General features: G+C 57.6%; 10 protein-coding genes. 2 read left to right on the top strand and 8 right to left on the bottom strand.

Annotation, left to right across the window (positions count from 1 at the left end):
• On the top strand, positions 1-936 hold a 936-nt coding region (locus tag X743_RS139360), incomplete at its 5' end, for an IS3 family transposase (protein WP_031258739.1).
• Here X743_RS139360 and X743_RS139365 read toward each other — a convergent pair.
• The 6 genes from X743_RS139365 to X743_RS1000000173795 form a co-directional block, all read right to left on the bottom strand.
• Positions 923-1,387, bottom strand: a complete 465-nt coding sequence (locus tag X743_RS139365; protein ID WP_156934563.1) for a hypothetical protein — start codon at positions 1,385-1,387, stop codon at positions 923-925. The genes X743_RS139360 and X743_RS139365 overlap by 14 nt on opposite strands.
• Before the next feature lie 307 nt (positions 1,388-1,694).
• A complete protein-coding gene (locus X743_RS1000000172555; RefSeq protein ID WP_156934562.1) occupies positions 1,695-2,492 on the bottom strand; it encodes a hypothetical protein in 798 nt (265 codons plus the stop codon).
• Between the two features lie 606 nt (positions 2,493-3,098).
• Complete coding sequence (locus tag X743_RS139375) at positions 3,099-3,719, bottom strand: hypothetical protein (RefSeq protein WP_023769124.1); 621 nt, start codon at positions 3,717-3,719, stop codon at positions 3,099-3,101.
• A gap of 381 nt (positions 3,720-4,100) precedes the next feature.
• Positions 4,101-4,760 (bottom strand): acyl-homoserine-lactone synthase, encoded by a 660-nt coding sequence (locus tag X743_RS139385; protein ID WP_023769122.1) that lies wholly within the window; start codon positions 4,758-4,760, stop codon positions 4,101-4,103.
• A gap of 83 nt (positions 4,761-4,843) precedes the next feature.
• Entirely contained in the window at positions 4,844-5,566 is a 723-nt protein-coding gene (locus tag X743_RS139390; RefSeq protein ID WP_023769121.1) for a LuxR family transcriptional regulator, read from the bottom strand.
• A gap of 912 nt (positions 5,567-6,478) precedes the next feature.
• Positions 6,479-6,871, bottom strand: a complete 393-nt coding sequence (locus X743_RS1000000173795; RefSeq protein WP_245264347.1) for a hypothetical protein — start codon at positions 6,869-6,871, stop codon at positions 6,479-6,481.
• Between X743_RS1000000173795 and X743_RS01000000169645 the strand changes: the two genes are divergently transcribed.
• Positions 6,834-7,532 (top strand): site-specific integrase, encoded by a 699-nt coding sequence (locus X743_RS01000000169645; RefSeq protein WP_023769119.1) that lies wholly within the window; start codon positions 6,834-6,836, stop codon positions 7,530-7,532. The two genes, X743_RS1000000173795 and X743_RS01000000169645, sit on opposite strands and share 38 nt — an antisense overlap.
• A 212-nt stretch (positions 7,533-7,744) precedes the next feature.
• Here X743_RS01000000169645 and X743_RS139395 read toward each other — a convergent pair whose 3' ends face one another.
• Positions 7,745-10,165 (bottom strand): hypothetical protein, encoded by a 2,421-nt coding sequence (locus tag X743_RS139395; RefSeq protein WP_023769118.1) that lies wholly within the window; start codon positions 10,163-10,165, stop codon positions 7,745-7,747.
• A 44-nt stretch (positions 10,166-10,209) separates the two neighbouring features.
• Positions 10,210-11,673 carry a hypothetical protein gene (locus tag X743_RS139400; RefSeq protein WP_023769117.1) on the bottom strand — a complete coding sequence of 488 codons (1,464 nt, stop codon included), beginning with the start codon at positions 11,671-11,673 and terminating at the stop codon, positions 10,210-10,212.
• Positions 11,674-11,681 lie beyond the last annotated feature (8 nt).

Here is an 11,681-nt window from a genome sequence, read left to right as displayed (position 1 = left end):
CGGCGGGCGTGTAAAGCCATCGGCTGTTGCCGCATGACGGTTCGCTACGAGACCAGCAGGCCGGACGACCGCGAGGTTCGCGAGCGGATGAAGGCAATCGCGCAGGAACGTCGTCGGTTCGGCTACCGGCGTCTTCTCGTGATGCTGAGGCGGGAGGGCCTGATCGTGAACCACAAGAAGCTGTTCCGGCTCTATCGGGAGGAGAAGCTCGCCGTTCGCCGCCGTGGCGGCCGCNTCGTGAACCACAAGAAGCTGTTCCGGCTCTATCGGGAGGAGAAGCTCGCCGTTCGCCGCCGTGGCGGCCGCAAACGGGCGATCGGGACAAGGGCGCCGATGCTGGTGCCGCTGAGGCCCGACGAGCGCTGGTCGCTCGACTTCGTATCGGACCAGCTCACCGACGGGCGCCGCTTCCGCATCATGGCCGTCGTCGACGACTGCACGAGAGAGTGCCTGGCACTCATCGTTGATACGTCTCTCTCGGGCATGCGGGTTGCCCGCGAATTGGACCGGCTCATTACCGAGCGCGGCCGGCCGAGGATGATCGTCAGCGACAATGGCAGCGAGTTCACCTCGAACGCCATCCTTTCCTGGGCGGATCAGAGCCGCGTCGAATGGCATTACATTGCGCCCGGCAAGCTGATGCAGAATGGCTTCATCGAGAGCTTCAACGGCCGACTGCGCGATGAACTGCTCAACGAGACGCTGTTTACCTCGCTGGCTCAGGCGCGCGTCGCCATCGCCCTGTGGCGCGCCGATTACAACACCGCCCGGCCGCACTCCCAAATCGCCTGGCAGACACCGGCCGAGTTCGCCGGCACCTTCAATCCGCGACGGTCGCTCGCGCTGCGCTATGCCAAAGGCTCCGCGCCAGCGCCCGTCCCTTCACCCGCCCAGCAGGGCACAACCCACGCCGGAAACGAACTCAAAACTGGATAGAAACTGGGGGCAAGGTCACATGGATCTCGGTGATGAATTCCTTCCTCCAGTTCAAATGCAGGAAATTCCGCGTATTCTTCAACCGCTCGGCCAATGCGATACGCATGGCCGCCGGATAGGCCGGCTTTGTCGCATTGGTGGACAGCGCGGCGCGATCAAAGCCTCTGAGCAGGCTGGCCATGCCATCATGGAATGCCTCATCGCCGAGTTCGGTGATGGGCTGGACGAAGCTCTTCATCGCCTGTTCATTCGGCAGAGCCGCACACAGAATCCCAAGGTAGTCGTAGAACGTTCCGTTCCAGGTAAATGGCCGTCCCTCGGGCTCGCGCTCCTCATCGTCCGACGCGTTGGCGGCGAGAGTCCATGCCATAAGATGCTCCGTCAGCGGCACGAGCCAGCCCGGAAGCGTCCCAACAGTCAAGGGAGTCAAGTGGGAGACGATTTCGCCCAATCGCTGTTCGCTGGCGTAGGCGTCAGGCGGCTCTGCACGCAGTTTTCGGGGCCTCTCTGCCGCCGTAAACCCAGGCAAACTGGAGATAGCGTTTGGGGCGTGTGAGCCACGGGGGAAGCGTAGGCCAACCTGGTTCCTCGCGGTGGCCGGAAAGCCAAGCGAGTTCGGCGGCAACAGCCTTTTCAACCCTTTGCGCATCCCGCGCGGAAGGCACGCATGTGCTTCTGGCTTTGCCGGCTGGAGCTCGCACGGGGGCCCGCCCTGTCGACTTAGAGCGGCGGATCAAGGACACTGTCATCTTGCTATATTACTGGCTATTGATGATCGTCGACAGCTGGCGAGACGTGTCCTGATCAATGATTGACTGAAGGACCTGTAACGCCTCGGCCCTGATCAACTTGTCAGTCTGAGCTTTTGTCTTGCCGAGTGGTTGCTGAAAGAAGGCTAGGGTCAGTTTGTTGGTGTATTCGTTTGAGGCATTCGCAAAACCGCTTCCTGGACCCTTGAAGTGCTTCAGTATCCAAGTTGGACCGCCTGTAACACCCACATTCGTGGTGAAGGTAATCGTGCCGCCAAACTGGCCTCCGGGGGCACCCGCGTCCTGCTGAATTGGGAGTGGCATGGAGGTCGCCACCAAATCCGCTATGCCCAACTTCCCTGCCAGATCGCTAGTCGCGTCCGGACATGTAAAGTCGGCACCGGCTTCCCCTGTGTGATTGTAAATATCGCCCAGCGAATAATTCAAATATGTCACCCCAGTCCTCTCTATCGTCCGCGCAACGTTGGGGGCCACGTCGATATCCACAACTCCACCCGTTACTGCGCCAGCTCCTGGAAAGCTGAGCGATGGCTTTACGCCAGCACTAAGCTTGCTTCCCAACGAAAGGATGCCGGCGACCCGATAATTTCCTTGGAGCAGGACAGGTCGGAACGGAAAACCGTCCTTTTTACTAACTAGTGTCGCCAACTCGCAGCGAACGCGTTTGTTAATGTCGCTTGCGTCCGGATATCCGGCTTGCGTATACGGGACGCTAAACTGTGGGTTTGCGCAGCCCACCAACGCCAAACTACAGATTGTCGAAGCAATCGCAATGCGCGTCAACATCACCAAGCCCTACAAGGATCGGCGAACCATTGTGTCGAACCTGCGCCATTCAAATCCTGCTCGATTTGATCGCAGACCGCTTGAGTAGTCGGCCTGAGGTGAGTTGAGCTGTTTACGACAATAGCACAACAACCCATAGGCCCGCCCTTACCAGCGGGAGCTCTCGCAGCCATGGTAGTCACGAGGTCTTTAGAGAAGAAAGTGGGCGGAACTGCCTTGCCCGCCAATCGTTCTATAATCTCTTCCACTCGCTTCTTGCTGACAGATTTGTGGAATTTCTTTGCCATAAAACCACCCCATCAGCAATCGTCAGAGACGGCTGCTTCCATTTCTCTTGTTATAATTTTTGTAAGTACAAATATGAAGATAGGCAATCATGTTTCGGATTCTTCGGAGCTTTATCTGTGGACAATACGCGTCGCATATGCCTGCAAACGGAGTTATTTCACGGCGCCGAAGGCCTTCTACCTCAGGACAAGTGACGGGCGTTTCCGACATTCCGAACGTTTATTCAATGCGCGCGTTTGGTCGAAGCCTCGGAAGGCCAATTGCGGTGCCGATAGAAAGCCCGGCCGCTAAGAACCGGGCTCGTTTTTCTTCTATCCTTCAGGTCCAGTTGCCCCAGCGAGCCGAGGTCGGCGTCTCCACTCGTACAGTTGCGTTTGTAAAGTGGACCTCCATGCAAATCTTGTAAGTTTCCACGAACGCGCCGCTGGCCGCTGTACCTCCTGAATAGATAGCGGACAACGCAGCAGCTACTGCGCCGGTAGCAAGACACTCATTCGAAGCTTCGCGGATGCTCTCCAGCGTAATATCCGGGTATTCTACAGACACCCGGAGATTCAACGTAACCTGCATAAATTGAAACTGAGTTTTCCAGCCAATGCAGGTTTTCCATGAACCGCCCCAGGGCCAGTTGCCTTTTGCCCATTTTACGCAGACTGCCCGACTGTGCGGCATTGTTAGGGGGTCGGTCCAACTGCCAAGCCGGCGCTCATAAAGCAAATTTGTGGTTTTGACGTATGCTTGAGGTGTCGAACTGAGGAACATACCTCCTTGGCCGAATTCTCCTGTCGTGTCCGGCGTGTCAGGCAAGGGCTTTTCGTTTAGATTCTTGGGATCCTTTATGACAAACTCGCCATCGGGCTTGACCGCCGATCCCTCCGCCCAGGCCAAACTGCTGAGCAAAAGAAGCAAGGTCGGCGCAGCGAAAACTCGCAGTAACATCTCTTCCTCCTAGAGTTCATTCGATCTCGCAGTCCCCGTCGACCGTGCAAACCACCCAAGCACCCCACGGCGATGTCGGATTGTCGGGCTCACGTCCGCGGCGGTAGCAAATGCTATCGCCAGTGGTTCCGGTCCCCGGCCAAGTCATCGTCCAACCCTTGTCAACTGCGGTATCATGCTTCAGATCATTCGCCCCGCAGTCACTGTTATTGCCCTGTCGTATCTCAAGCCGCTCCAGACGAACCCAGTTATCCATGAATGTTCTGATGTCAGCTTGAGCTGGCATCGCCAACAAAGTGGCGGCTATTGCGAGTAAATACCTCATTTGTTTCCTCCAGTTCGCGCTAAGAATACTTAACCGGTGCCTTGTCCTTCGAACGGTCACGAAACAATATCAAAACGATCACTACTTTTTTGAAGAAACGACAACTGCCTCCCGCGCCGAACCAGCAGCGAATGATCGACGCCGAGTATCTTCCGCACACTCGCCAGCGCCGCTTCATTCACCTCGATGTAGGCGACGATGTACCACTCGCCGTTTTCTTCCCTGGCCATGCCCATCGGCTTGGCATGCCACTTCAGCGCGCCGTGGTGGGGCATGAAGTAGGTTTCCTGGACGCCGCCTACCGCGCTGAGGCCCTCGTCGAGCGCGTATTCCATCACTGCGCAACAGAGCTGCGTCAGTGTGCCCCGCAGCCCGGTCGAGCGTTTGTCGGGAACGACGAAGGTCCGGGTCCATTCGGCCCAGTCGGGACGTCTCGGGACGCCCGACTTTTCGCACATGTGGGAAAAGACCTCCGAGACCATGTGCGGCTCGCTCGTCGGGATCAATCGAGCCGAGGTCACGACGCGGCCGTCTTCAATGCCGAGCAGGTATGTCGCCGCGTCCGTGTCGAACTGGTCTAGTTCGCGGCCGTCCGGGCTCGGAGGGCGCCAGTGTTTCTGATGCACGAAGAAATCGTGCCGGCGGCGCAGAAACTCGTCGAATTCGTTTTCGTAGAGATGCTTGTTATGCGCATTGACGACATGAGCGGTAATCATCGCGCGATCCCCCGATCGTTCTTGGGAGAATACTTGCAGCCTTCCTAATATATGTCACCTGTCCGATCGGACAGTTGACGCAGTTACGGGTGAATCAGTCGCCTGCGGACCGCCTCGACGACCGCTTGGGTGGTGGTGACAACGCCAAAAGCCTCGCGAGCCCGCGTCGTGTGCCATTTGACGGTGCGCTCGGTTAAGCCCAGGATCTGCGAGGTTTCCGACGAAGTCTTGCCTGCCGCGGCCCACAGGAGTACTTCCCTTTGCCGATCGGTCAGCGGGCTCTCACGCTCCTCGTCGTCGTTCGAAAGAGCCTGGATCGTCATGCCGGCGTAGACCGCCATGGTGACCAGCTGCACCTGCTGGCGCGTAGACAGCTTGCAGTTCTTTTGCGAGGACGCGAAAGACAGGACTGACTGCCAATGATGGACGCTGAGCATTGGCACGGCAAAGCCGCTCGATATGCCGAACTCCGTCGCCTCGCCCGCGACGCGCCGGGAGCCTTCCGTACCGGACCAATTTGCAGGGACTTCTGCCCACAGGAACGGCTTCAGGGTTTTTGCCGAGTAGATGCAAACGCCGTCGACCGCGGCATGCTCGGCTTCGACGTAGCGTTCAAACCAGCCTGCAGGCCAGCCGTTCAATTCCACCATTGGGGCGAGCTTCTGCCCACCCAAAGGAACGCCGCTCAAGATGAGGTGTTCGAACCCAAGACTCTTTACAGTTTCAAGAAGGTCGCTCAAAAGCGGCCCGGTCGCCGTGTGCTTCCTGCAACGCTCGACGAAGTCGAATACATCCGAGTCGATCATGCCAGAGACCCCTCTCCCGCACGATCCAACTATACCTTACTTTAGGGAAATTGAATATGGAATCCGGGCGACAACCGGCACAAAATGTCGAAGGATCCAAGACCTAGCACAACGACTACAATCGGTCGGTGCTCGCCATATTTCGGCTCTTCACATTGGCAATAAGCGATATGCTAATGGGTAGGATGCAGGCTTGCTGGATTGGGGATCAGAACGAGCCCCCGGCACTTCTTGTGTGCCGCGACGCTCGACAGATAGGGAGCAAAACGCGCGAGTGTCGAAACAGCACTGGCGCAGCTATTGCGCACGCTTCAGGGGTTGCGCCAGCCTCTCGTCGATCGGTGCGCTCTAGCTTCCGACAATCGTGACGCACATCTGGACACGCTAAGGAACCGCCAGGGCCAGGGCCATTCAGTCCGAGGAGCGAGCACGCTGATCAAGCTTGTCCGGTAATATCCATTTCGCGCAAATGCACGCACAGTTCGGCCGGTGGCCCGACCCAAAAAGTTCGAAAAGCTTCCAGGAACCCCAGGCATGGAAACCGCATCGGACAACAAGGGTCTCGGATATCGCAGCGAACGTCCGCAATGGGGCGGTCAATATCGTCGGCAAAAGACCGTCCGAATAGGGCTGTCGGCGGCTCCGTCGTGGGAACGAAAAAAGAAGAGAAGCAGAACTTTCGTGTGCGATTTTCGCACACGGCTTCCCGCCACTATCTGATATTACTTATCTATCTGTCCCATCCATCATCGGCGCCACGGCCAGTCTATGCTCTTGATTTTTCAGCATTTTTTCTTTAACATCAAATCGTTAGAAGGTGCCGAGTGCACACGAATTTACGCCAGAATACGACCCTTTTCGCCACGTTTCGATCTCTCAGTGCACACGGAGCGCACACGAAAAAATGGCCACCTAGACAAAGCTCTCGTCCGGTCCTGGCGTGTCCAAGTCCGTCGCAAAGGTCGCTACGTCAGCGAGACCTTCTTGCGCCGAGACGACGCACGACGCTGGGCAACCGAAACCGAGCGCCAAGTCGATCGCGGTGAGACGCCGACCAAGTCCCGTATAGCGCGCCTGAAAACCTTCGGCGAGCTCATCGACCTTCATATCGGCGACATGTGCGATGTAGGCAAGTCCCCTCGCCGCTCTAAGACCGCAGTCCTCAATATGCTCCAAAGACATCTGGGGAAGTGCAACATCTCGGCCCTCGATCGCGAACGGCTCATTCGGTTTGGTCGTGATCGAGCCGCCCAAAGGTGCTGGACCGATGACTCTCGGTATCGACATCGGCTTTGTAAAACTCATTCTGGCTCATGCCGCTGCTGTTCACGGCCTGCCCGTAAAGGTCGAACCGGTTGATCTCGCGCGTATCGCCCTAAAAAGGCTTGGTCTGGTTGGGAAAGGCCACGAGCGCGACAGGCGGCCGACCCAGGATGAGCTCGATAGACTAATCGCCCACTTCGATGCAAACACACGTCAGATGGCACCTGTTAGCCAAATCATTCGTTTCGCCGTCGCAACCGCGATGCGCCAGGAGGAAATCTGCAAGGCACGTTGGTCCGATCTGGAGCCTCGCACGCGAATGCTTCTCATCCGTGACCGGAAAGACCCTCGGAACAAGAACGGCAACAATCAGCGCATACCGCTATTCGCGGCGTCTGGATACGATGCGTGGGCTATTGTTGAGGAGCAGCAGGCAAGGCGCAGCAATGACGATGATCGAATTTTCCCATTCAATCATCAGTCAGTCGGAACCGCCTTCCGTCGAGGGTGCGCTGATCTGAGCATCCACGACCTTCATTTTCACGACTTGCGGCATGAAGGAACGAGCCGCCTATTCGAAGCTGGGTTCACAATCGAACAGGTAGCGCTGGTTACAGGGCACAAAGATTGGAAGATGTTGAGACGCTACACGCATCTAAAGCCGGAGATGCTTCATACTATCCAAGCTGCGAAGGCAGCATAGCTGAGGCTCAAACGGCGGCAACACTGGTTGGGCCATCCTAAGCGCAATGTTTGCGCAACCACGGCGAGGCTTCGAACGATCAGCGGTTTTGGAGACCGAATAGCCTTCTCACATCATCTTGTTTACAAATCGGTATTTGGCATTTTCCGGAGCGATGTGCAACGATTTGTGTAAGCTAAAACGCTCTTTGGATGAAGTTTCTCTGAGTTCGGCTAGGCATCGGCCGCTACCAACGGGGCAGAAAAGTCTAACCAAGCCTCAAGCCCAAGGGCGTGTTCCATCAATGCTATGCGCAAAGTTGCGACCTGAGTTGTCAATTCCGAGATTTCGCCCTTCATAAGGCGGGCATACTCGATGGCTAGCGAACCTCGTTCCGCAGAATTCTGGAATTCCTCCTGCATACGCCGGGTGCTGGTGAGGATCACCGTACTTGCCATGGCCAAAGCTGCGGATGGCTTATCCGCTGTCGCTGTGGCGAACCAAGCGATGGCCTCCTCAATACGGTTCAGATGGGCCCCGAAATGGATGGCTTCTGCGGGATTGAGTTCTATGCCCTTTTCCTGAATCATAGCAGATACGGCTGAAATATCGCTCAAGGCGCCGGTAACTCGATTCAACAATGGTGTATCAACAATGGGCCATGGGAGGTGAGCTGCCCACTCCTCCGCAAAGTTCAGATCTGGTAGGAGTGCCTTGCCGATCCTCACCATAGCGACGGGCGGAATCTGATTGCGGATCAGGGGAGCGCAACTCATTCTCGGCTCATCCGCCAAGGTTTCACAAACTGCATTAAACCGGTCGAGATCGGCCATCCAGCCCCCGATCGAGTCCGTCACCACCAGGCCAATGAAGTACAGGTGGGGCCACGCATATCCCGCGTCCTTCCCTGGGACTCGTGCATGAACGCGGACGGTCAATCCGGCGTCTGCAAAGGCATCCTCGTAATTCTTCCGGTTCGCTGCGAGGTCAGCGTCCGCCTGAATTCGGGATTGGGCGGCAGCCGTCGACAGTGCGGAATGACGTCGGCTCGTTTTACTGAAGTGCGCCCCCCACCGACGCCTGCGATCGGGGTCATTGCCAATATGGCCGTATACGGCCCGGATATCCCTGAGACGAACTGAAAGATCCGACATAGCCTGGATCGGCGGAGACGAAATCATGCGCCAGGGCGCAGGGTCGGAGAGTTTCTTTGCGGTCTCGATAAGGTCCACAACGCGCATAGCGCTCACTTTGACATTCTCGTCAGTGCCGTCAGCAAGTTCCAGCACAAGTGTCTGCAGATCAGCAGCAAAGTTGTGCATGTAATCGGATCCGGAATAGGACCCAGGATCGAGGGAATGGGACATCGCCTCATTGACGCGCGGCGGCGGCACGAAGTCTCGCAGCATCCCAGTGATATTGACGCGCAGTTTCCAAGGCTCTTTGGCTTTTTCCATTCGGAGATATAAGTTGGCAGCCTCATCGAGTCGCTGACTTAGTTCTTCGATGAGTTGCGCCAGGGAGGCGGTTCGGCCGGTTTCCTGGGGCGCCCCGACGAGACGGTCCACGGCTCGAGCCTGAGCGCGGTTCCAAGCAACGCGAGCCGGGCTGGGGAGGCTCTCTCGAGGGATGCGTTTGCTATTGAGGCTGTGTCCCGCCACCATGAGCGAGGCACCGTCCGGCAATATGGTGTCGGACAGCGCCCTTCGGGCCCCCGGCGCCGCGACCAGCATGAGTTCGCACAGACGAACGACGTCGCCATGCAAATCGTTCTGCACGGCGTCCGAAATCACTCGGACATTGGCCTCCACGGCGATTTCGCGGCCTCCGCCTTCCTCGCCTTCAACCTCCACCAATCGAGGGGAAGTGATCCAGGGAATCTCGTCACGCAAACGCGCCAATAGGGCCAGCGATCCGCCAGCCAAATCAACAAGGCGGCCGGACTCAGAAGCTTTTATGTCCCAAGTCGTACGGATGAATTCGAGCAATGGGAGCAGTGGTGCCACCGACAGATCTTGATCTCCCGGCAAATCGAGGCTGGGCGCCTTGGAACAACCTCGCAACGGCATTAAAGCCGCTTGCAAACGATGGAGCGTCTCCAGGTCGGTGTGCAAGTCCAAGCCACTCGCGTCATCAAGTTGATCAAGGAAGCTGCCCCTTAGATCCTCGACTTTGACGGTGGCGAAAGAGGCTCCAGCTTCCCTCACCTTTGCGAATAGCGGTAGGTCTCCCTCCACCGGATACGCTGCAGTCAGGTTGAACATAAGTGAGGAGAACCGATCATCGATGTTCAGTCGCCGAGAGATTTCTAGCCAATGGGCGGCGACGATGTCGGCAGTCGCTAGGCCCAGCCCGTGGAGTATGGGGCCAAGAGAAGCAACATCGCCTCGAGCCGTACGGTCAGCCAGAGCGCGGACAAGCTCGGATCGCTCCTCCGGGTAAGCTCTCAAGATACGTACGATAAAGATCGGCAAGTGAGTGGCGCTGACGACCGATGCAGCTTCGCTAATTGTTTCGGACATAGGCATGTCGAGACAAGCTCGGACAGCGTTATCGAGATAGGCGGACCGGATCTCATGCAAACCTGCGAGACCGCCATCTGGCGTCTCCTTCACGGCATGCTCCTCGATGAGACGCGCGAGGGCCTTCGCCATTCGGAACCCATCCCATTCGAGGTGCTCCCGGATGAATCGGCTCTCTACGACCGCACCATACCGACTTGGAAACGCAATGCGTCGCAACAGTTCCAGTTCGTCATTTCTATTCTCTGATAGGCGTCGGCGGACCTGCTCGGTGAGCGTCTGCTCAAGCCGCTGCCCCTTTGCAATAGGTGGGTGTATTCCAGCAGAAGGCCTTTGCTGTCCTCGAAAGGCTCGACCCAATGGGAGAAAGCAACCTCCCCTTGAGCCGAGAGGGCTACCCAAAGACGCTCAGCAAGAGGCTCGTCGAGATGGGGCCGAACGGTAGGAGTTGTCGCGGCAGTGCCGAGCAGGAAGATGTCTTCTTCCCGAACCGAACCGAGGACGAGCAAACCCGCTATTGCTTGGACCTCAGAAACCAGGATATCCCAGCCTGCCGCGCCGGTGCGGCCGACATCATCAATGACAAAGCCAACCGGGCGGGCTGGACTAACATCAAGAAGGCGAGCCAGTTGAACTAATCTAGGCACATCCGGCTCGCTGAGGCGGCGAACGCGATACCAGCGCACGGCATGTCGGGTATGATATGCTGCCAACCAAGTCAGTGCAGATTTGCCGGCCCCTGAAGGACCAGCCACCAGCACTGCCCCTTGGGCTTCCAACGCTTCGAGGATATCAGCGGTTTCGGTTGGTCGTTCAAACACCAGGCCTGCGCCGACGTGACCGGGCATGACGTTTATGCCGCTATAGAAGTCTGGTGCGTTGAGCGCTTCGTGGAAATTTGCGGCGTCACAAAGATCATCCGCGAGTTTGAGGCGGCCTAGTGGGTCAAGGATGCGCTGGACACCGTCTATCAGGCGCTGAACATCTGTGGCGCCGAGCGACGCGGGATCTTGGGGCTGTTTCGCGAAATTATCGTCTGCGGCACGACCTGCGACGGCGCGAAGCTCTTGGGCGACCAAGCGACCAGCGGCAGGGTCGAGGGAGCCCTTTCGTTCTAAAACTAATGGCACCGCACTCAATGGGTCGGGCAATACCACAAGGTGAAGTCTGGCCAGTAGAGCGATTGTGTCGATCGTACGGGGAGCAAAGGCCGCCGTCAGCGCCTGGGCTAACACTTCGAATTTCTGGCCCGTCGAGGCCAATGGTTGCAGCCATCCACTGGCTTCAAGCCCGTCTACAGGTCGCTCGAGGATTAGCGCCAATCGAACGCTGCTGTCAGCAACTCCGTCTAATGGGGCCATCATTTTCGCGACGAAGTCGGCCACTTCACTCAAGCTGAAGCGCCCCCGAGGATCGTGCCGCGACTTGATCTGAGCGCGAATTTCCAATCCCGGCCCGTACAGTGTCGCGTCCTCAAGTCCTTCAGGAACGACGGCATTCCACGCTGCTTCTCCTGCCCAAGCTTCGACGGCCAATGCAGCGCAGAGCGCATCCTGGTATCGGAAACCGCGGCCTGCGCGAGCACCTGAGCGCGTTTTGGCCCAAAGTTCAGGATCAATGAGGATGAGGTCCGGTGTCATGTCGCTTC

Origin of the sequence: Mesorhizobium sp. LNHC232B00 (genome assembly GCF_000502435.1) — a bacterium.
Lineage (GTDB): Bacteria > Pseudomonadota > Alphaproteobacteria > Rhizobiales > Rhizobiaceae > Mesorhizobium > Mesorhizobium opportunistum.
Note: the sequence above shows the minus strand (reverse complement) of the source record. Positions and strands in the feature narration are given on the sequence as shown.

Excerpts from the sequence above, each read along its gene's own strand:
- X743_RS1000000172555 (WP_156934562.1), bottom strand. The coding sequence starts at position 2,492 with ATGTTGACGCGCATTGCGATTGCTTCGACAATCTGTAGTTTGGCGTTG.
- X743_RS139375 (WP_023769124.1), bottom strand. The coding sequence starts at position 3,719 with ATGTTACTGCGAGTTTTCGCTGCGCCGACCTTGCTTCTTTTGCTCAGC.
- X743_RS139385 (WP_023769122.1), bottom strand. The coding sequence starts at position 4,760 with ATGATTACCGCTCATGTCGTCAATGCGCATAACAAGCATCTCTACGAA.
- X743_RS139390 (WP_023769121.1), bottom strand. The coding sequence starts at position 5,566 with ATGATCGACTCGGATGTATTCGACTTCGTCGAGCGTTGCAGGAAGCAC.
- X743_RS01000000169645 (WP_023769119.1), top strand. The coding sequence starts at position 6,834 with ATGACTCTCGGTATCGACATCGGCTTTGTAAAACTCATTCTGGCTCAT.
- X743_RS1000000173795 (WP_245264347.1), bottom strand. The coding sequence starts at position 6,871 with ATGAGTTTTACAAAGCCGATGTCGATACCGAGAGTCATCGGTCCAGCA.
- X743_RS139395 (WP_023769118.1), bottom strand. The coding sequence starts at position 10,165 with ATGGCGAAGGCCCTCGCGCGTCTCATCGAGGAGCATGCCGTGAAGGAG.
- X743_RS139400 (WP_023769117.1), bottom strand. The coding sequence starts at position 11,673 with ATGACACCGGACCTCATCCTCATTGATCCTGAACTTTGGGCCAAAACG.